21 protein-coding genes, 1 pseudogene and 1 riboswitch are annotated in these 19245 nt (G+C 36.8%); of the genes and pseudogenes, 6 read left to right on the forward strand and 16 right to left on the reverse strand.

The genetic code is table 11. The features are described from left to right. Window positions 1-924, reverse strand: a complete 924-nt coding sequence (gene hpaI, locus I5776_RS15205; protein ID WP_107921339.1) for a 2,4-dihydroxyhept-2-ene-1,7-dioic acid aldolase — start codon at window positions 922-924, stop codon at window positions 1-3. A gap of 140 nt (window positions 925-1064) precedes the next feature. On the opposite strand from hpaI, the gene I5776_RS15210 reads away from it, so the two are divergent. Next, window positions 1065-1964 (forward strand): LysR family transcriptional regulator, encoded by a 900-nt coding sequence (locus tag I5776_RS15210; RefSeq protein WP_202777224.1) that lies wholly within the window; start codon window positions 1065-1067, stop codon window positions 1962-1964. A 58-nt stretch (window positions 1965-2022) separates the two neighbouring features. Here the strand turns inward: I5776_RS15210 and I5776_RS15215 are convergent, their stop codons facing one another. The 4 genes from I5776_RS15215 to I5776_RS15230 all read right to left on the reverse strand — a co-directional run bounded on the left by I5776_RS15215 (window position 2023) and on the right by I5776_RS15230 (window position 5714). Beyond that, a complete protein-coding gene (locus I5776_RS15215) occupies window positions 2023-2574 on the reverse strand; it encodes a transporter (protein ID WP_246483807.1) in 552 nt (183 codons plus the stop codon). Window positions 2575-2681: 107 nt separating this feature from the next. Further along, window positions 2682-3371 (reverse strand): response regulator transcription factor, encoded by a 690-nt coding sequence (locus tag I5776_RS15220; RefSeq protein ID WP_202777225.1) that lies wholly within the window; start codon window positions 3369-3371, stop codon window positions 2682-2684. Between the two features lie 90 nt (window positions 3372-3461). Then, complete coding sequence (locus I5776_RS15225; RefSeq protein ID WP_202777226.1) at window positions 3462-4352, reverse strand: polysaccharide deacetylase family protein; 891 nt, start codon at window positions 4350-4352, stop codon at window positions 3462-3464. A gap of 408 nt (window positions 4353-4760) precedes the next feature. Next, window positions 4761-5714, reverse strand: a complete 954-nt coding sequence (locus tag I5776_RS15230) for an NADPH:quinone reductase (RefSeq protein ID WP_246483808.1) — start codon at window positions 5712-5714, stop codon at window positions 4761-4763. A gap of 64 nt (window positions 5715-5778) precedes the next feature. Here I5776_RS15230 and I5776_RS15235 point away from each other — a divergent pair, with 64 nt between their 5' ends. Then, window positions 5779-5931 (forward strand): hypothetical protein, encoded by a 153-nt coding sequence (locus I5776_RS15235; RefSeq protein WP_202777227.1) that lies wholly within the window; start codon window positions 5779-5781, stop codon window positions 5929-5931. Window positions 5932-6456: 525 nt separating this feature from the next. On the opposite strand, the gene I5776_RS15240 is transcribed toward I5776_RS15235, so the two are convergent. The 6 genes from I5776_RS15240 to I5776_RS15265 form a co-directional block, all read right to left on the reverse strand. Continuing rightward, entirely contained in the window at window positions 6457-6810 is a 354-nt protein-coding gene (locus I5776_RS15240; protein ID WP_202777228.1) for a VOC family protein, read from the reverse strand. 583 nt (window positions 6811-7393) lie between these two features. Continuing rightward, window positions 7394-7837, reverse strand: coding sequence for a DoxX family protein (locus tag I5776_RS15245; protein ID WP_202777229.1), 444 nt, complete (start codon window positions 7835-7837; stop codon window positions 7394-7396). Between the two features lie 16 nt (window positions 7838-7853). Beyond that, window positions 7854-8315, reverse strand: coding sequence for a DUF2269 family protein (locus I5776_RS15250; protein WP_202777230.1), 462 nt, complete (start codon window positions 8313-8315; stop codon window positions 7854-7856). A 170-nt stretch (window positions 8316-8485) separates the two neighbouring features. After that, window positions 8486-9139 carry a Vat family streptogramin A O-acetyltransferase gene (locus I5776_RS15255; RefSeq protein WP_202777231.1) on the reverse strand — a complete coding sequence of 218 codons (654 nt, stop codon included), beginning with the start codon at window positions 9137-9139 and terminating at the stop codon, window positions 8486-8488. Window positions 9140-9154: 15 nt separating this feature from the next. Next, complete coding sequence (locus tag I5776_RS15260; protein WP_202777232.1) at window positions 9155-10051, reverse strand: Vgb family protein; 897 nt, start codon at window positions 10049-10051, stop codon at window positions 9155-9157. Between the two features lie 81 nt (window positions 10052-10132). After that, entirely contained in the window at window positions 10133-10630 is a 498-nt protein-coding gene (locus I5776_RS15265) for a DUF6022 family protein (protein ID WP_202777233.1), read from the reverse strand. Window positions 10631-10779: 149 nt separating this feature from the next. Between I5776_RS15265 and I5776_RS15270 the strand changes: the two genes are divergently transcribed. The 4 genes from I5776_RS15270 (at window position 10780) to I5776_RS15285 (ending at window position 14152) form a co-directional block, all read left to right on the forward strand. Then, window positions 10780-11466, forward strand: coding sequence for a MerR family DNA-binding transcriptional regulator (locus tag I5776_RS15270; RefSeq protein WP_202777234.1), 687 nt, complete (start codon window positions 10780-10782; stop codon window positions 11464-11466). A gap of 320 nt (window positions 11467-11786) precedes the next feature. Continuing rightward, the gene (locus tag I5776_RS15275) at window positions 11787-11936 is read left to right on the forward strand and encodes a lmo0937 family membrane protein (protein ID WP_202777235.1); all 150 of its coding nucleotides are present in this window, start codon (window positions 11787-11789) and stop codon (window positions 11934-11936) included. Window positions 11937-12111: 175 nt separating this feature from the next. Beyond that, entirely contained in the window at window positions 12112-12957 is an 846-nt protein-coding gene (locus tag I5776_RS15280; RefSeq protein ID WP_202777236.1) for an alpha/beta fold hydrolase, read from the forward strand. Next, window positions 12950-14152 carry a SpoIIE family protein phosphatase gene (locus tag I5776_RS15285; RefSeq protein WP_202777237.1) on the forward strand — a complete coding sequence of 401 codons (1203 nt, stop codon included), beginning with the start codon at window positions 12950-12952 and terminating at the stop codon, window positions 14150-14152. Before I5776_RS15280 ends, I5776_RS15285 begins: the two co-directional genes overlap by 8 nt. Before the next feature lie 128 nt (window positions 14153-14280). On the opposite strand, the gene ribH is transcribed toward I5776_RS15285, so the two are convergent. The 5 genes and pseudogenes from ribH to I5776_RS15310 all read right to left on the reverse strand — a co-directional run bounded on the left by ribH (window position 14281) and on the right by I5776_RS15310 (window position 18724). Beyond that, a complete protein-coding gene (gene ribH / locus I5776_RS15290; RefSeq protein WP_202777238.1) occupies window positions 14281-14748 on the reverse strand; it encodes a 6,7-dimethyl-8-ribityllumazine synthase in 468 nt (155 codons plus the stop codon). A gap of 40 nt (window positions 14749-14788) precedes the next feature. Beyond that, window positions 14789-15397, reverse strand: a pseudogene (gene ribB / locus I5776_RS15295) (3,4-dihydroxy-2-butanone-4-phosphate synthase); the annotation flags it as partial. A 12-nt stretch (window positions 15398-15409) separates the two neighbouring features. Next, window positions 15410-16069, reverse strand: coding sequence for a riboflavin synthase (ribE, locus tag I5776_RS15300; protein ID WP_202777240.1), 660 nt, complete (start codon window positions 16067-16069; stop codon window positions 15410-15412). Window positions 16070-16084: 15 nt separating this feature from the next. After that, window positions 16085-17167: a bifunctional diaminohydroxyphosphoribosylaminopyrimidine deaminase/5-amino-6-(5-phosphoribosylamino)uracil reductase RibD gene (gene ribD / locus I5776_RS15305; protein ID WP_202777241.1), complete on the reverse strand. Its 1083-nt coding sequence runs from the start codon at window positions 17165-17167 to the stop codon at window positions 16085-16087. A gap of 216 nt (window positions 17168-17383) precedes the next feature. After that, window positions 17384-17531, reverse strand: a riboswitch (FMN riboswitch). Between the two features lie 56 nt (window positions 17532-17587). Beyond that, window positions 17588-18724, reverse strand: a complete 1137-nt coding sequence (locus tag I5776_RS15310; protein ID WP_202777242.1) for a glycerate kinase — start codon at window positions 18722-18724, stop codon at window positions 17588-17590. Window positions 18725-19245 lie beyond the last annotated feature (521 nt).

Raw genomic sequence — 19245 nt, forward strand, 5'->3', positions numbered from 1 at the left:
CTATCTTTTTGCTGCGATTTCATCTGGCAATACTACATGCTGCTGTAATACGTCACGAATTTCGTTTTGCAGTTCAGCAGTTGGCAGATCCATCGGCAAACGCAGGACTGGTTTAATTTTCCCCATCATTCCTAACGCGGCCTTTAATGGTGCAGGATTTGTATCTTTAAATAGGACATCATTTAACTCCATTAATTCAAAATGCAGATCTAACGCTTTTTGCGCATCACCGGCCACCCATGTATTATAGAGATCGGCTATTTTGCCAGGGACAACATTGGCTGTGGCACTAATATGTCCGGCTCCACCGATAGCAAGCATTGGATAACATAATAATTCAATTCCTGAGTAAAGCAGAAAATCTCTCCCACATTTAAGAAGGACACGATTCACATGTTCAAAATCTTTGTTGGATTCTTTCACTCCGATGATATTAGGGCAGTCCTCATGTAATCTTGCGAGCGTATCGACATGAAGATTGGTTGCTGTTCTTCCGGGGATGTTATAGACGATGATGGGGATATCAACTGAATCGGCGACAATTTTATAATGCTTATATAAAGCATGCTGTGAAGGCTTATTATAATAAGGGACAATGACAAGTGCAGCATCGGCACCCATTTCTTGTGCTTTTTTTGTCAAATAAAGTGTTTCCTGATGATTAGTTGATCCAGTTCCTGGTACGAAAGGAACTCTTCCATTGATTTTCTTAACGGCTGTTTCCATTACGCGAATCCGTTCCTCCACAGTAAGGGAACTTGGTTCACCGGTTGTACCTGTTACAGAAATGGCGTGTGTTCCACTACTAATATGCCAATCAATTAGATTTTCAAATGTTGCATAATCAATGGAATAATCTTCGTGGAATGGTGTGACGATTGGTGCAATTGACCCTCTCAGCTTTTGCTTTGCTTCCTCAAACATTTTCAAGTCTTTCACACTCCTTAAAAGTATGTATTTTTTGAAAACCCTTACATTTCGAATGTAGCATATGGTAAAGTATATTTAAAATATTTAAAATATTTGTTTTATATACTTTAAAAGTATGCATTAGGTGGGATGAAATGGATATACGGCAGTTGCATTACTTTTCAACAATCGTTGAGGAAGGCCAAATTACTCGTGCTGCGAAAAAACTTCATATGGCCCAGCCTCCATTAAGTCATCAATTAAAACTCTTAGAAGAGGAACTCGGGGTAAAATTAATCGAGAGAAGCGGGAAGAAATTAGAATTGACGAATGCTGGAAAGGTTTTATATAAAAAAGCGCAGAAATTAATCCATCAACTTGAAGAAACGATTATAGAAGTGAAAGAAACAGACGAGGGTTGCAGGGGAACTCTTTCATTAGGTGCATCCAAATCTTGCTTTTCATTCTTTTCAGAAAGACTTCCGGATTTTGTGAAAAAATATCCCCTTGTCTCCATCCAATTAAGGGAAGGCGATTCATTTGTCATAGGTGAACAGATAAAAAATAAGGAGATTGATATTGGTGTTACCCGTCTGCCAATGGATTTATCGGAGTTTTCCTATTTGCATTTATCAAAAGATCCTTACGTGGCAGTGCTTCATCATGATTGGGTCCGAGAGATGGCCCCCTGTTCCTTAACAATAAGAATGGAGCAATTAAAGGGGATTCCGCTTCTGCTTCTGCATCGCATTAAAGGTTCCGGTCAATATGAATTGGTAGTCAATGAATGCCGAAGACATGGATTTGAACCAAATGTTATATGTGAATGCCCGGATGTGACGATGATTTTATCTCTCGTTTCGAAAGGGATGGGAGCTACGATTATTCCAAAATATTCACTGCTTTCTTTCCAAACATCGAATGTTCAGGTTCTTCAACTAGAAAATACAAATATCGTAGCGGAATCCGCACTCATATGGGGTAAAGACCGTTACTTGCCGAAAAGTGCGAAAAATTTCATTGAAATGTTCGAAGAAGTTTTTCCGTTAGACTAACAAAAAAAGACCATATTAAGAGTTTAATATGATCTCAGTATAAATTTTTTATAAACTTTTAGGAACAGTTAAACGAAACAATCCGATTGGTGTCCATTCCTTCATATCTCCAGCGATTGTTAATCCATCTGTAGCCGGCAACTGATGTTCTTCCGATAAAGGTTGGATAAAACCAAAATCTTTGGCCATTACGTAAACGCACTCTTGTGTATCGATGTAAACATCCTTTAAATGCACCTGGGTCTACCGCATAAACGGATGGACTAGATGAATGGTTGCTAGATTGCATCCCTTGCCCGGCACCAGGTGGTGGGCCAGGTGGATATCCTTGTCCCTGCCCTTGTCCCGGTGGTGGGCCCGGAGGATATCCTTGTCCCTGCCCCTGTCCTGGTGGTGGGCCAGGTGGATACCCTTGTCCCTGCCCCTGTCCCTGTGGCGGTCCAGGCGGGTGCCACTGTCCTTGTCCAGATGGGTTTCCAAACGGAAATCCTTGGTTATTGCCACTCCCTTGAAAAGGTTTCAATAAGTCCCCTAACCCAGCACCTACTTGATTCATATTACCTAGATTTGGGAGGAGTTGTTGTCTATAATAGTCATAATCCCAATACATACTAAATTCTCCTTCCGATCTTTTTCCCTAGATAAAATATGTATCAAAGTAAAAATAGGTGCATGCCCTTATATGAAATTAATAATAAAAAACGATAAAACAGTTATTCACCTTTTCCAAATATATCCTATTCCCCAATATGTCTTTAGAAATTTAGGATCAGATGGACGATCCTCAATTTTCTTTCTAATCCTTCGAATATTTACATCGACAATTTTCAAATCACCCACAAACGATTGTCCCCATACATGATCTAATAATTGATCTCTAGAAATAGGCTGGTTCTCATTTTCCATTAAAAATTTTATTAATTCAAATTCGGTTGGGGTTAAATTAATGAGTTGATTATTTTTAGTAATCGTATTATTGTTTTTATCCAACGAAAAAGGAGGAATCGAGATGACATTTTGTTTAGGTACAGCTTCGATTGCTTTTATTCTTCTAAGTAAAGAGCTGATTCTTGCCTCTAGTTCCTTCATACTGAATGGCTTCGTTATATAATCATCCGCACCGGTATCAAGACCTATTACTTTATCATCTTCCTGTGCTTTCGCCGTTAACATAATAATTCCGATTCGTTGATCCTTTTTTCGAATTTCTTTGCAAACATCAAACCCATCGATTCCAGGAAGCATGACATCTAGAAGTGCAATATCGAGATCGGGATGGGCACGAAAAAGTTCTAACGCTTCCTCTCCTGTTTCCGCTTCATATACTGTTAAATTTGCCTTTTTTAAATTTAAACTAATAAAACTTCTAATCGACATTTCATCTTCTAACAAAAGAATGGAAGACATCCTTCGAACCTCCTTTTCATTTCATTCTAACGCCATTATAAAATAATAAGAAAACCTCCACAAACATGGAGGCGTCGCACAACGATTATTTTAAAACTCAACTGGTATAATACTTTGCTTAATTTTTTTAAATGTATATCCATTCTTTTTAAAATAATTTAATAGTTTTGGAAGACTATTTATCGTTTCTGCTCGATCATGGAGTAAAATGACGGGTGTTACGTTTCTGCTTTCTAAATTTTCAACTTGCTGAATAACTTCATTTACATAGCGGCTATTCCTATATTTCCAATCCATACTATCTACATTCCAGTCCCACAAAATAAATCCGGCGTTATCAACTGCCGTTTTATATTTTGGCGTCATATATGGATAACTCCCATATGGAGTTCTTATCAACCGTGTCGACTTTCCTGTAATTTCTTTAAGCGTGCGATTGGCTGTATCCATTTCGTTTACAACCGAATGACTTGATGCATAAATTTTCTTGGCATCATGAGTCACTCCGTGAAGACCAATTGAAAAACCGCGCTTCACAGCATCCTTCGCCTCTTTTGAATATCTCTTCATATTTGGTTCTAACCAGAAGAAAGTCGCATCCGCCTTATAGTCTTCCAAAATATTCATTAAATCTCCTAATCTATTAGATGGTCCATCATCAAATGTTAAGTAAATTACTTTTTCCTCGGAAGGTTTTACAATTGGAATAGATGGCTTTTTATATTTTTTATGCGATATTTTTTCTTTTTTTTCAGATGTATGTTGTTTTTCTATTCTTTTATTATCCTTTGATGTCTCTGCTTTTTTTTCCTGACTTTTTTTCGTTTTATTATCATTTTCTTTCGCCATTGCTGCCGAAACAGCCGTCCGTTCTGAAAGATGTTTTTTATGAAATTGAATCCCCATCGTAATAGAGGCAATAATTACAATTAAACCAAATAAAGTAATTTTCCCTCTCCTATTAAGCCGTCGCATTTTCATTAGTCCGCTCTACCACCCAAAATGTTTATATATTTTAAGTATAAAACATCCTCCATATAAAGGGTGACAAAGAAGTTACAATTTGATAAATGTACATGCCTTTTAAAAAAGGAATGAATCTATTTGATTCAGTCCCGAATTCTATACCAATGTTATATTATTACTACTAAAGAAGGTGCATTCATGCAGATGATGGAATCCTTTTTTGTTTTACCTTCTTGAATCCGACATATTCATGCAGGTAGGACTTCCTTTTTACGCCTTTCCTTCTCGAATCCACAGTATTCATGCAGGTGAGGCTTCCTTTTTACGCTTTTCCTACCCGAATCCACAACTAAATTGACATATATAAAGGCCAGTTAGATCCGAGGATGGCACCATAATTTCTCACACTACCAGACTTTTCTTTTAGTCTTCAGCGATTTTCAATACCATTTTACCCTTGGCTCTACTGCTCACAATATGAATTTGCGCTTCGGCTGCTTCTTTAAGCGGCAGTATTGTACCAACAAATGGCTGGAGTCCACCGTTTTTCAATGCCGCTTCAACGGCGATTAAACTTTCATTATATTCATCTATTGGGGCATTCCATACGGCCATGCCAAGAATATCCGCTTCTTTGGCCATTGTCAGCCGAGGGTTGAAATCCAATGATCCACGGTTGCCAATTATGACAATGCGGCCAAACTTATTGAGAACCTTGAGGTCTTCCTCTAAATTAACGTTAGCAAGCATCTCAATCACAACATCAACGCCCTGAACTTTTTCCAAATAACCATGCTCATGGTGATTAAGTACGACATCAGCACCAGCTTTTCTTACCAACTCCATGCCCTCTTCTGTTCCGGCTGTTCCGATGACTTGTGCACCATTATATTTTGCTAGCTGTACTGCTAAGAAACCTACACCACCGGAAGCACCATGAATTAATACTGTTTCACCCGGTTTTAAATGAGCCCGGTGAAATAGTGCACGATAAGCGGCTGTGACTGGAACACCAAGTGCAGCTCCTTGTTCGAAGCTGATGGACTCTGGCAATTTATGTACAGCCTCGACATCACAAACCATTTTTTCCGCATAGGATCCAGTTTTTCTTTTAGCTAAAATGGAAGCGACAAATACACGATCACCAGTCTTAAGCCTAGTGACACCCTTTCCGACTTTATCGACCACGCCTGCACCATCAAACCCAGGAACATATGGCAAGTCCGGATTAAAAAAGGCATAACCTCCAGCACGGATATATGTTTCAGCAGGATTTACACCAGCATAATGAAGCTTTACACGCACTTCCTTTTCCGCTGGTTCAGGTTCTTCAATTTCTACCCACTTCAATACATCAGGTTCTCCAAAGGACGACATTTGAATAGCTTTCAATGGACTTCCCCCTTTAAAAATTAAATTACTTCCTTTTAAACATAAAACAGTGGATGCAGGCATTCAAGTATTAACCCGATTATATATGTATGTTCATCCTTTAGTTGATTTTGCAGTAACTAGTTGGGTAGGAGATTGCCCAGCCAATTCTTTTTATCTTCAAGTTGACATTCTACTTGACGTATTAGTGAAAGCTGTTTAAACAATTGATACTCAAACCATTGTTTTACTTTTCAGCAACATATCCATTAAAAAATGATGTAAGCAGGTACACCTGTTAATGGCACTAAAAAGAGATAAAACACTTCAAAATTTGGGTAATTTTTTATTTTACTTTTATAAACTATTAGATTAATTAAATAGGGATGGGCTTATTCATTCCCATAGCAGTGCTTATAAGCCAACCCCTTTTTCCATATATTTCAAATTAAGTTTTTTAAGATTAATTATTATAGCCATTGTCGTCTACACCATTTTTTGGATTGCATTTTATATGTAATTTAAAAATCCTTAAAAATAAAGAAGAGCACATATTAGTTGTATAAATAATATATGCCCTTCTTTTATTCAATTAATTACAATTGGTAACAACTTCAAAAACTCTATTAAAAAAAGATTGATTAAACTAGAGTTACTCTTTTTAAATAAGTATGAGATTTTTATAAAAAAGTTTAATCAATTTCCTACTATTTTATTCAAGTTTAGAGCCTGATTGAGGAATAGCCTGTCAACTTTCCGAATAGCAAGGCACTTCGACCATAAACCCTCCAGGAGCATCAACATAAAAGGTATAGCAACCATGAGCATATCCTGGAGGCTTTACATCAAATCCATTCTCCCTCAAACATTGATTAATCTTGTTCACCTGTTCTTTATTTTTCTGAGAGAATCCAATATAGAAGGTTTTTGGATAGTGGACTTCTCTTCCCTTCATTAATGTCAACGCTAAACCATCGTCATCATACATTAAGGCAAATCCATTTCCTCGACTGACTTCACATGTCATATTAAAGAAGGTTTCTAAAAATTCTCGAGCAGCTGCGACATCCGACACGCTGAGATTAAGATGATTAAGTTTCATATTTCCTCTAAGTCTCCTCTTTTAATTTTTTTCTTCAGGTTCATTTTAAGCATTTTAGGCTATCTCTACATCGTCAATTAGAATGAGACTCTCTACAACTTCAGATTGATTTTTATTAAGGAAGTGTCATCATCACTTTTTTCGTTTGATGATCCGATTGTTGAATAAAAGCTAGTGAAGAGTGGCCAACGAAACACCCTATAGAAAAAAAAATCGAACTTTGTTTTATATGATCAATCTTTTTTATAAAACTACAAAAAATGTAGATGTAAAATAAAGCTTGGTTAAAAACACCCCGTAAATCCACATTTCACGTTAAAGTAAGTGAGCATGTTTTGAAAAACTTTGATCTAAACGGGCTCATTCTCTGAAGCACTATATAATTTTGATAAAAAAGTTTGATCACTTTCTGCCTATGATCCCAAACAATCACGCCCTTTTCCGAAATAACTAAGAAGATACATCAGCTCGTTTTGTGGAACAAGGCAAGCTTAAGAGATGTCTTTTTCTCTTCATAACATTAACCTTTTAGAGGAAGTTAAAATCTTCTCGTTTATAATATAATTCTCATAATAAAAGTCTATTAAAAACCGAATCCAGCTAAAATAACAGCTATCAAAAATATAATTTGTAAAATCGTTCGAGGGATAAGAGTAGTACTCGGTCTTCCACCAATGGTGGCCCCTTTTCGTGCAGCGCGAATATTAGCTGGGAACATAACAATAAGTAAGATTGCCAAACCGATTGAAGCAATACTTGATGTAATGGGAATTAATAGACCAATGGCTCCAACGATTTCAAGAATTCCAGTAATAGTCACGATGAATTCTGGATTTGGTAGAGCTGGAGGTACCATTTTGATAAGATCCGGGCGTCTCTTTCCCCAATGAGCCGTTGCTGTAAATATAAACATCAGAGCAACGGCCATTCGTAAAGAAGTTTCCCAATCATCAAAATAGGACAGTCCAAGAAAACCAATCAAGCGAAAAATCAAGAATGACACAATCAATAGGATAAACGGAGCCATTCGTATTCCTCCTTTATTAAAAACCTTTGGTTATCATAAAATACAAAATAATGACAGGTAATAAAGTAGCAGTGATTCCAAAAATAGCCCAATAAAGCGATGCTTTCCGGTACGCTTTACAAATGATACCGGTCTCTATCGATTTGGCGCTGTGGCGGATCATGCTGCGCTGTGCGGGCAACAGTACCGCCAACCATAGAATGCCGGTTAGAAAAAACAGGACCAACGAAAGGGTAAGCCAATTAAAACCAGACATCGAATACCCTGCATGAACAGCCATTAGACTACCGGAAACGATAATTAAAATTAAACCTGGCAGTGTAAATATAAAGTCGGCCAACATCACGTTTTTCACCGTGTTGTGAATGAATGCAGGCTCCTCTTTTATATCGGCCCGAATCTTCCAAAACGCTGCAGTAATTATATTCCCTAAAAAAATAACCGCCCCTAAAAGATGCAAAAACAACAGTAAGCCCACGTGGTCCACATCCTTATCATTTATTCTTTTTTGACCGCAGTATTTTGGTCATGAATGTTGCGAAATCATCTATGCTAAATTACGTGAGAGTGCTTTTAATTTGAATATTAATTACAGCATTTTATATATTTCACTTTATTGAATAGGATTTCTCGGAAGTTGTTACTTTGTTAAATAGTATTTTTTATATTTCTTAGATTCTCTATATCTCCATTAACTATCACATCAATATGAGCAGAAATAATATCAATATCTAAATCCCACCATTTAATTTCTAGCAATTCGTTAACAATTTTTTCTGAAAAACGACTTTTAAGTTTCTTTGCTGGATTTCCCCCAACAATAGTGTAAGGTTCCACATCTTGTGTAATAACTGATTTGGCTGCTATAATTGCACCGTCCCCTATTTTTATTCCAGGCATTATGAAAGTATCCATCCCAATCCAAACATCATTTCCAATTATGGTATCACCTTTAAACGGCAACTGATCTATCGTTGGCGTATATTTCTCCCAACCGTTTCCGAAAATATTGAACGGGTACGTTGAAAAACCATCCATTCTATGATTAGCTCCATTCATAATAAATGTGACACCGGGTGCTATTGCACAAAATTTCCCTATAATAAGTTTGTCACCGAAGAATTCGTAATGATATAACACTTGATCTTCAAAAGATTCACCATTTCTTGCATCGTAATATGAGTAATCACCCACAATAATGTTTGGTCTAGTAATTGTATTTTTAATAAATTGCACAACTTCATTTCCTTTAATTGGATATTTTTCTTTAGGATTAGGTCCTCTTTGATTATTTGATTCCATCGTATCTACGTCCTTTCATGATTTTAATAACAAACTTAGCCGACCTATCTTATTGCACTCCTCAGCGAACCAAATGGCACCGTCTGATCCTAATGTAATACCATGTGGCTCCGCATTTTGGGTAGGTATTGAATATTCTGTAATTTCACCTTCCGTTGAAATGCGACCAATTTGATTACTCCCCCATTCGGTAAACCATAAAGCATGATCAGGACCTTCTGCTATTGCGTGTGGACGAGCATTTGCAGTAGGGATATGATATTCACTTATTTTTCCAGAAGGAGTGATTCTGCCGATTTTATTCCCGTTAATTTCTACGAACCAGAGGGCGTTGTCAGATCCGCATGTAATACCAACGGGACCAGCATGTTTTGTTGGTAAAAGATAATTCGTTATTTCTCCCGATATTGTTATTCGGCCAATTTGATTACTTTGATTTTCAGTAAACCAAATGGCACCATCCGGGCCAGCTACAATAAAAGAGGGGTAGGAGTCAGGATTCGGTAAATCATACTCAATTATTTCACCTGATGATAAAATTCGCCCTATTCTATTTCCATTCATTTCCGTAAACCAAATGTCTCCATTGTGCCCTTCCGTTATTCCAAAGGGAGCAGAATCTGAGCACGGTAAAACATATTCGATCATTTCGCCTGTTACTGTCAGTTTTCCAATTTTATTCGCCTTATTTTCCGTAAACCATACATCACCTTGGGTTGTGGAGGTTATAGACAGCACACCAGCATTGGATGTAGGAATAACGAAATGAGTGACTTCGCCGTTAACAGTCATTCGACCAATTTGATTAGCTCTATGTTGTGTAAACCATAGCGCACCATCTTTTCCTATCGTTATTCCATAAGGGCCAGAATCTATGTCAAGAAGTTCATATTCCTCAATCTTTACAATCATGTAGTTCCTCCTTTTCTTTATAGGGAATGTTTTAGGTTAGAATATAGTCCACTTAACAAATTAGCCAAGTGGTTTATTGGATCATGACAAGTTTTCTTCTAGATGAATAATTTTTTTAACGATTTCTTTTCGATTAATTTCTTTTAAAGGAAGGAACCTTGGTGGCGCTGGAATGTTAAAGTCAATATGTGAATGAGATAGCTCAAACAGTAGAGTTCCTATCTTATCTTTATGTTGATTTTCAATCACAATCCAAAAAACACGTTTTTCATGGTGAAGTGTGCCCCACTTAGCCTTTTCTATTGAATTTCTAAAATGCAGACACTCTCCAATAACAAAGTCATCTTCTTTCGTTTTTTCTGTAGACCGAAAACCATTTTCTTTTACTATTTTCCATATTGGTGGAATAAGTTTATCCAAATACATGCCGTATGTTGCATCTTCATATTTCGGAAACAGTTCTTCAAGCTCTGTGATATTCCTGTTCAGTACTTCTTTCCAGTGTTCTTTTAAATAAGTAGATAGCACTTCACCTAACTCATGGATCGTCATCTGCGGTTGAACATTTACTGTTGTCATAAGAATCCCTCCATTTTTTTCATCTTACAAATCAAGCTTACAACATTAAAGCCAATTCTAAAGTTTCTAGAAAAAATGGCTGAATTTTCAATACTTTATTTGATAAACTTTACATGAAGGTACAATAATTAAATATAGGAGTGTGCTCATTGAAAAAATTAAGACCTATAGATATTGCAAAAAAATTAAATATTAGTACAAGTTCTATAAGAAGCTATGAAGAAAGAGGAATTGTGCCGAAATCTGAACGGTCATCTACTGGTTATAGGATATTTACAGAGGAACATTTTGCCTATTTTGAGTGTATTGTAGCTATGTCTCCTGGGTTTGGAATGGAAATAACATCAGCTGTTCTAAAAAAATTGCAACGAAAAGAACTAGATGCTGCTCTTTGGATAATAAATAAAGCGCAAGTAGCTAATTATGAAGACAAAATAATTATTGAACAGGTAAATAATTATTTGGAAAAATTGACGCATGAAAACTCTATGACTACCGGAGAAGTGTCACTTAAGACAAATATACCTCCATCAACTCTTCGCTATTGGGAAAAGGAAGGATTTATTACGTCCAAAAGAGGAGAACTAAATAACTATCGTCTATTTGACACTTTCCAACACATAAAAATCTTATTAATGAAAATAACTCAGAATGCCGTTTATTCATATGAGGTTATTCAAATAAAAAAGGAGATTAAAGAATTAAACCAATATGATCTTAAGGAAGTAAGAAAAGTAATACATGATATTCAAAACCATATAGATAAACGTAACCAAAAACAGCTTAAGGGGATATTCTATCTATATAAATTGTCTAAAAAATTAAACCTGCATTGAATATATAGTATTTTTCTATGATATTGTTGGCAACTTTAGAAAGTACATGAAAACACCACCCCCTTATCAAGGGATTAGCGTATTTATTTTTAATCGTTTAAATTTCATTCAAAAAGTTCTATGTATTCTCCTCCCAACATAGTAAAATCCTTTTCTACCAAACCCAATCGTTGTGCGTTATATTAACTTATTTGTTTTTTAATTGTTGGATGGTTGACATATCCCAATCCCATTATTGCCCAGAAGGTGATCCATTTGGTTTAACAATCTTTTTATTTGGGTAATCTTCACTATACACTTTGGAAAGGGAGGATATAAAGATGTTTTGGACAATTATCGGAATTTTATTTGTTCTTTGGTTACTGGGGTTTGCTTTTCATATCGCCGGTGGATTTATTCATATTCTCCTCGTGATTGCTGTTATTGTACTTATTGTTAAATTGGTTCAAGGATTTATAGCCAATGGATGAATGAACCTCTCCTAATCTATTGGAGAGGTTTTTTTTATGAAGAGAAGTAGTCCTTTCTTATTAATTTTTAGTATATATCTATCAAAGAATACTGCATCGTACATATTTCTTGTATAATATGATAGTAGATTAGATGGTTTGAAAAATACAAATATTTTAAGAAAGGAGCTTTATGATGAACCAAGATATCCTAAACCGAAATAATGTAACGATAAAAGGCAATGGGGAACGGGCTATGATATTCGCACCCGGTTTTGGATGTGACCAAACTGTATGGAAGACTGTATCTGAATCATTTGAATGTGACTATCAAGTTATTTTATTTGATTATGTAGGTATGGGACAATCAGATATAGAGGCATTTGATCCGAATAAATACAGCAAGCTTTCCGGCTATGTACAAGATGTGTTGGATGTTTGTTCAGCTTTATCTCTAAAAGATGCGATATTTGTTGGTCATTCTGTTGCGGGGATGATTGGTTTATTAGCCTCTTTACAACATCCAGAGTACTTTTCCCGTCTGATTATGATCGGGCCATCTCCCTGTTATCTTAATGAGCCGCCCGAGTATTTTGGAGGTTTTGAGAAAGAAGATCTGACTGGCTTAATCGATATGATGGAGAAAAATTATATCGGCTGGGCAACTAGTTTTGCCTCAACCGTTACTAATAATTCTAGTCGGCCAGATGTTGCAAACGAGCTGGAAAATCGCTTTTGTTCCACCGATCCTGTCATTGCTCGTATATTTGCGGAAGCTTGTTTCTTTGCAGATAACCGTCAAGACTTGCCGAAAGTTACTGTTCCTTCTCTTATTATGCAATGTTCAGATGACGTTATTGCGCCGATCGCAGTAGGTGAATACCTCAATCAACACATACCTAATAGTACAATTACATATATGAATGCAAACGGGCATTGTCCACATTTGAGTCATCCTGAAGAAACAATCCAATTCATTCGTGAATATATTGGAAAGATTCCCGATAAAACGATCCTAGAGGTGAGCGTGGCTAATGAATGAGCAATTAGATCACGCTCCTTGTGGTTTCGTCACACTTTCAAAAGATGGAATTCTGTTATCCATTAATCATACATTAATTCAATTGCTTAAATATGGCGCGGAGCAACTTGTTGGACAACATATCAATGTAATTCTTACAGGATCTGCTCAAGTATTTTTTCAGCTTTATTTCCTTCCATTAATAACCGTTCAACATCGAGTGGAGGAAATGTATCTTTCATTAGCAAATGAAAATGGAGAAGAAATACCAGTTCTCATGAATGCATCTCTAAGTCAGGATCCGGATGACGGAGTGATAACGTGTGTCATAATACCCATGAGGAAAAGAAATGAATACGAAAACCAGCTACTAATAGCAAAAAAAGTCGCTGAAGATGCTTTAACGGAAAAAAACAAAGCGATCATTGACTTAGAGGAAACCCTTAATGCCTTGAATAAAAATCAATTAAAACTTCTAGAAGTGAATAAGCAAAATCAAAAATTTAAAATAGATACACAAAACGAATTAACACTTGCGAAAAAAATACAAGAAACATCGCTAACTGAAGCCATATCCAATGATTACATTGACATTGATTCACACTATCATGCATCAAGAGAGTTGTCTGGTGATATTTATGGTTTCTATCAAATTAATACACATCAGTATGGAGTTATTTTATTAGACGTCATGGGACATGGAATTTCTTCTGCACTCATAACGATGGCCCTTCATTCCTTATTCCAACGGTTGATTACAAAAGGAGTTCCTACCGCTGTAGTGATGAAAGAATTAGATAATTATTTACATAATTTGTTTCATTCTAATCAGGATTCTTGGCATTATTGCACAGCAATTTATTTAATTATCGATACTGATAAACAAACCATTGAATATACGAATGCTGGTCACCCACCGGCTATTTTTCAGAATCCGGCAAAAGAGCAGCAAGAACTTCGTTCAACCTCGCCCCCAATCGGAACATTCGAGGGATTACGGTTCAAAACGGATACATTTAAATATGAAAAAGGCAGCAGAATTCTTTTATACACGGACGGTGTTTCAGAACCTCTTGGAGAAAAACATTTACGTTCACTATTAATGGAGAATTCATATAAGTCTTTGGATCATTTAAAAGATAAGATTTTGGAGTCCCTTCAAATTGAGGGAGAAAAAAATGATGATCAGTGTTTTATTTTGATTGAGTTAAAATAAAACGTATACACAATGCATACCAAATATTGATTCAATGAAAATTCAGGGTTTTAAATCATACGAATGATAAAAGTATTTAAATGAAACTTCCCAAGTTTTACTTAGGAAGTTTTCATCATGACAATCACTTATTCTACATTTTTAATTAAATTCGCCATTTCAATCGCAGATACTGCTGCGTCCCAGCCTTTATTGCCTGCTTTTGTACCTGCTCTTTCAATTGCTTGCTCAATGGAATCAGTTGTTAATATCCCGAATATGACTGGAATTCCTGTATTTAATGAAATAGCTGCTACTCCTTTTGCCGCTTCATTACAAACATAATCGAAATGTGGTGTAGATCCCCTAATAACCGTTCCTAATGTGATCACCGCGTCATACTTGTCTGTTTTCGCTAGTTTCTGTGCAATTAACGGGATTTCAAATGCACCCGGCACCCATGCTACATCGACATCATCTTCGTTTACGCCATGTCGTTTAAGTGCATCTATTGAACCGCTCAGCAGCTTATTCGTAATAAATTCATTAAATCTACCTACGACAATTCCAATTTTCAATCCTGATCCTACTAAATTTCCTTCAAAAATTGTTCCCATTATGAAAAGCCTCCATTTTATATAATTAGTTAATACTGCCTACTCTTTCGGTTTCTTTCCGATAATTGATTAAGTCTTGAATCGTAATCATTTTCAGCTGAAATTGATCCGCGATTATTCGCAAATCATTGACTCTTGCCATCGTTCCATCTTCTTTAATAATTTCACAAATGACACCCGCAGGCGACGCCCCTGCTAGTTTCGCTAAGTCCACTGCGGCTTCAGTATGCCCCGCTCGTTTTAGTACACCTCCGTCTTTTGCGATAAGTGGGAACACGTGGCCCGGTCGTTTGAAATCAGAAGCTATCGTATTTCCATTTGCCAATGACTGAATCGTCATTGAACGCTCGGTTGCTGAAATACCTGTCGTTGTTGAACGATGATCGACACTGATTGTAAAAGCTGTACCATATGGATCGGTATTTTCTTTAGCCATTGGGTTTAGTTGAAGCTGTTTGGCGATTTTTTCTTCCACCGGAACACAAACAAGGCCCTTTCCATATGTAATCATGAAATTAATAACCGATGGAGTAGCTTTGTCAGCTAAAGCGATAAAATCACCTTCGTTTTCTCGATTTTCATCATCACAAACGATAATTACATTTCCTTCCTTTAATTCATGTAGTGCTTCGTCTATTGAATCAAACATATCCATCACTCCTTATGCAAAGCCATTTTTTTGTAACAAGTCATAGGTTATTGATGTTTTATTTTCTTCCTGCGAATTCGAAAATCGAGAATGAACGAAATGTTCGATATATTTTCCAAGCATATCGCACTCGATATTAACTAAGTCACCTACTACTTTCTCACTTAGAATCGTTTCGGCTCGCGTATGAGGGATTAACGAAATCGTAAAAGTAGAATCGCTCACTACAAAAACCGTTAAACTAGTTCCATCAATTGCAACGGAACCTTTTAGTATCGTGTATTTGATTATTTCAGCATCTGCTTTGATTTCATAATATCGGGCATTACCAGCGTCTTTTATGTTCTTTACCGTTCCCACTCCATCCACATGCCCTGATACGAAATGGCCACCAAATCTTCCTTGCGGGGACATTGCTCGTTCAAGATTCACTGTTGATCCATTCTTTAGTTCTCTTAAACTTGTAGATTTAATGGTTTCAGGCATGACATCTAAATGAAATTCATCGTTTGAAAAGGAGGTAACCGTCAAGCATACCCCGTTAACGGAAATACTATCTCCATTGTGCATATCCTTCATTATTTTGTTAGCATGTATTGTTAATTCGACTGCTTGAGACGATTGTTTGATATTTTTCACACGACCAATTTCTTCGATAATTCCTGTAAACATATTCATTCACCACCTTTACACGGGAGTTGCCGTAATTCGAATATCTTTTCCAATCATTTTCACTTCGGTAATATCAACATTCGCGGCATCCTCTATTTCTGTGATTCCTTCACCGCTAAACGAAGTAGGAGCCGTTTTCCCTCCGATTAGTTTTGGTGCAATATAAGTTATCAATTGTTGAAATGCCCTTTCCTTTAAAAAGCTCCCATGTACTTCTGCCCCACCTTCGACGAAAATGGAGCATATTCCTTTTTCTGCTAAGATTTTTAGCATAGGTTTTATTTCTATCGTTTCTGTTTGCATATTAATGATTCGAACGCCTTTGTATTGATATGCAACCATTCGTTTCTCATCAACATGCATTCCCGTAATAATCCATGTTTCCGCATGCTGTTGATCGATTACTTTTGAATCGATAGGGGTTCGAAGGTGTGTATCAAGGATGATTCTTATAGGATTTTTCCCGCCACCTTCTAGTCTTGTTGTTAAACTCGGATTATCTTTAATAATCGTATTTACCCCTACTAGAATTGCATCGTGAATATGGCGAAAATAGTGGACATCCTCCCTTGCCTCCTGGCTTGTAATCCATTTACTACTCCCAGTTTTTGTTGCGGTTTTTCCATCTAAACTTGCTGCTGACTTCAATGTGACAAAAGGCAAACCTGTTCGGATGAAATGAAAGAATACTTGATTCAGTTGGATGGCTTCTTTTTCGAGTAAACCGACCTCTACATTTATACCAGCCGCTTTCATCGTTTCGATCCCTTTTCCGGCAACTTTCGGATTAGGATCTGTTGTAGCAATCACTACTCTTTTTATCCCCGATTCAATCAATAGCTTCGAACACGGAGGGGTTTTTCCAAAATGGCTGCAAGGTTCAAGGGTGACATACATCGTTGCGTCTTTTGTTCTCCCTTTAGCCATTTGAATAGCATGTACTTCTGCATGTGAATCCCCTGCTTTGACATGTGCCCCTATCCCGACTACTTGGTTGTTTTTTACAATCACAGCCCCGACTGTTGGATTAGGAGTGGTTTGACCTTTCGTACTTTTTGCAATATCAATGGCAAGCTGCATGTAGTATTGGTCATTCATTTTTCAAACTCCTTATCTTAATAAGAAAATAAAAAACCCCTAAAGAATGAATTTCTTCAGGGGTTACGTGTTTTTGGGTATAGGAAATAAAGGTGAAGAATAGACTCTTCCCTTTCCAAATTTATGTATAGTTAAAAAAGGTATGATATTGATCAAACCATTTTTTTACACATCAACAAAGAAAGGTAGAGAATTCCTCTTACCAATACTTTTTATTTTTTCCTTCTCCCATCCAGACTTTAACTGTCGGCTCTGGAGTTTCACCAGATCCACCGTTTAACAATTGTTAACCGGGTCACGGACTAAGAAGCATTGCAGCTTCATCACCGCCGGTAGGGAATTTCACCCTGCCCCGAAGGATAGTATTTATTTTAGTGACAATTATACAGAAAAAAAATAAATAAGCAAATAGAAGAATTTTTATTTTTTGAACATGTCGATGACGCTAGCGATATTTTCCGAACAATTTTTCAGATATTCATAAGCATTTGTCATGGCATCTTCGAGGGATGTAGCACCTGGGACAATTGAAAATAAGGCGTCGATTCCTTCTTCTCTTACTCTCCCATTTTTGTCTTCAATATATCCCGCGATTCCAATTACTGGAATCCCCTTCTTTTTTGCTAGTTTTGCAACCCCGATTGGTGTCTTGCCAAAGATGGTTTGTCCATCTATTTTCCCTTCGCCAGTAATGACGAGTTCCGCCCCTTCGAGATGGGTTTCTAGTTTCAATGTTTGAGTGATAATATCGATTCCCCGTTTTAATTCGGCATTGAAAAAGGCTAACATGCCGGCTCCCATTCCCCCTGCCGCACCTGCTCCCGGAACACTGTCAACGTTTTTATGCAGTTCTTTTTTTATGATGTCTGCAAAATGCGTTAAGCTTTTGTCCAAACGTGTGACCATCTCTTGTGTTGCACCTTTTTGTGGTCCAAAAATAGCAGATGCGCCGTTTGCTCCGGTTAATGGGTTGTCCACATCACATGCTACAATAAATTGGATATTTGATAATCGTGGATCCATTTGCGAAATATCAATTGTTTTTAAATCTGAGAGGGCACCGCCGCCAAAACTAATTTGTTCCTTTTGATTATTGAGAAGTTTTGCGCCAAGTGCTTGCGCCATCCCTGTTCCCCCATCATTTGTTGCACTTCCCCCTAGACCAATAATAATTTTTTTTACACCGTAATCCAGTGCTCTTAAAATAAGTTCGCCTGTTCCATAGGTTGTTGTTAAAAGTGGATTGCGTTTGTCTAAAGGAACATGATGAAGGCCCGAAGCGGCTGCCATTTCGATTACTGCAGTTTTTCCATCGCCTAGAAGACCGAAAAATCCTTGAACAGGTAACCCAAGCGGACCAGTAACCGTCTTTTCAATAATTTTTCCTTCTGTCGCATCAACGAGCGATTGAACCGTTCCCTCTCCTCCATCTGCCATTGGAAGTTTAATATATTCGGCATCCGGTATGACAGCAGAAAATCCTTCTTCAATTGCATTTGCTGCTTCTAAAGCGGTTAAACTCTCTTTAAATGAATCTGGTGCAATGACAATTTTCAATTTGGTCACTCCGATTTATTTTTTGTAAAATCTATAAATAACTTTATTTTCCTTTTTCTCATATGCATTTGGTGTGAACAATTTTAGTGTACATCAATTAGAACTACAGTGGAAATTTTCTATTTAACAATATGAAAATGGTAATTCTTTTATCTATGAAGTACTTCTTCCTTTAATTTTGTTGATCATGTTCCTCTTGAACGCTTTATGAAGCACTTCTTCTTTTAATTCTCCCGATCATGTGCCTTATAAACACTTTATGAAGCACTTCTTTCTTTAATTTTGTTGATCATGTTTCGCTTGAACGCTCTATGAAGCACTTCTTCTTTTAATTCTGACGTTCATGTGCCTCATAAACACTTTATGAAGCATTTCTTCTTTTAATTTTGTTGATCATGTTTCTCTTGAACTCTCTATGAAACACTTCTTCTTTTAATTCTGCTAATCATCTGCCTCATAAACACTTTATGATGCACTTCTTCTTTTAACTCTGCCGATTATGTGCCTTATAAACACTTTAT

It is taken from the genome of Heyndrickxia vini (assembly GCF_016772275.1).
GTDB classification, from domain to species: domain Bacteria; phylum Bacillota; class Bacilli; order Bacillales; family Bacillaceae_C; genus Heyndrickxia; species Heyndrickxia vini.

Bases quoted from the DNA above. Each gene is read 5' to 3' on its own strand.
- hpaI (WP_107921339.1), bottom strand. From the start codon at position 924: ATGTTTGAGGAAGCAAAGCAAAAGCTGAGAGGGTCAATTGCACCAATC.
- I5776_RS15210 (WP_202777224.1), top strand. From the start codon at position 1,065: ATGGATATACGGCAGTTGCATTACTTTTCAACAATCGTTGAGGAAGGC.
- I5776_RS15215 (WP_246483807.1), bottom strand. From the start codon at position 2,574: ATGTATTGGGATTATGACTATTATAGACAACAACTCCTCCCAAATCTA.
- I5776_RS15220 (WP_202777225.1), bottom strand. From the start codon at position 3,371: ATGTCTTCCATTCTTTTGTTAGAAGATGAAATGTCGATTAGAAGTTTT.
- I5776_RS15225 (WP_202777226.1), bottom strand. From the start codon at position 4,352: ATGAAAATGCGACGGCTTAATAGGAGAGGGAAAATTACTTTATTTGGT.
- I5776_RS15230 (WP_246483808.1), bottom strand. From the start codon at position 5,714: ATGTCGTCCTTTGGAGAACCTGATGTATTGAAGTGGGTAGAAATTGAA.
- I5776_RS15240 (WP_202777228.1), bottom strand. From the start codon at position 6,810: ATGAAACTTAATCATCTTAATCTCAGCGTGTCGGATGTCGCAGCTGCT.
- I5776_RS15245 (WP_202777229.1), bottom strand. From the start codon at position 7,837: ATGGCTCCGTTTATCCTATTGATTGTGTCATTCTTGATTTTTCGCTTG.
- I5776_RS15255 (WP_202777231.1), bottom strand. From the start codon at position 9,139: ATGGAATCAAATAATCAAAGAGGACCTAATCCTAAAGAAAAATATCCA.
- I5776_RS15260 (WP_202777232.1), bottom strand. From the start codon at position 10,051: ATGATTGTAAAGATTGAGGAATATGAACTTCTTGACATAGATTCTGGC.
- I5776_RS15265 (WP_202777233.1), bottom strand. From the start codon at position 10,630: ATGACAACAGTAAATGTTCAACCGCAGATGACGATCCATGAGTTAGGT.
- I5776_RS15275 (WP_202777235.1), top strand. From the start codon at position 11,787: ATGTTTTGGACAATTATCGGAATTTTATTTGTTCTTTGGTTACTGGGG.
- I5776_RS15280 (WP_202777236.1), top strand. From the start codon at position 12,112: ATGAACCAAGATATCCTAAACCGAAATAATGTAACGATAAAAGGCAAT.
- I5776_RS15285 (WP_202777237.1), top strand. From the start codon at position 12,950: ATGAATGAGCAATTAGATCACGCTCCTTGTGGTTTCGTCACACTTTCA.
- ribH (WP_202777238.1), bottom strand. From the start codon at position 14,748: ATGGGAACAATTTTTGAAGGAAATTTAGTAGGATCAGGATTGAAAATT.
- ribE (WP_202777240.1), bottom strand. From the start codon at position 16,069: ATGTTTACAGGAATTATCGAAGAAATTGGTCGTGTGAAAAATATCAAA.
- ribD (WP_202777241.1), bottom strand. From the start codon at position 17,167: ATGAATGACCAATACTACATGCAGCTTGCCATTGATATTGCAAAAAGT.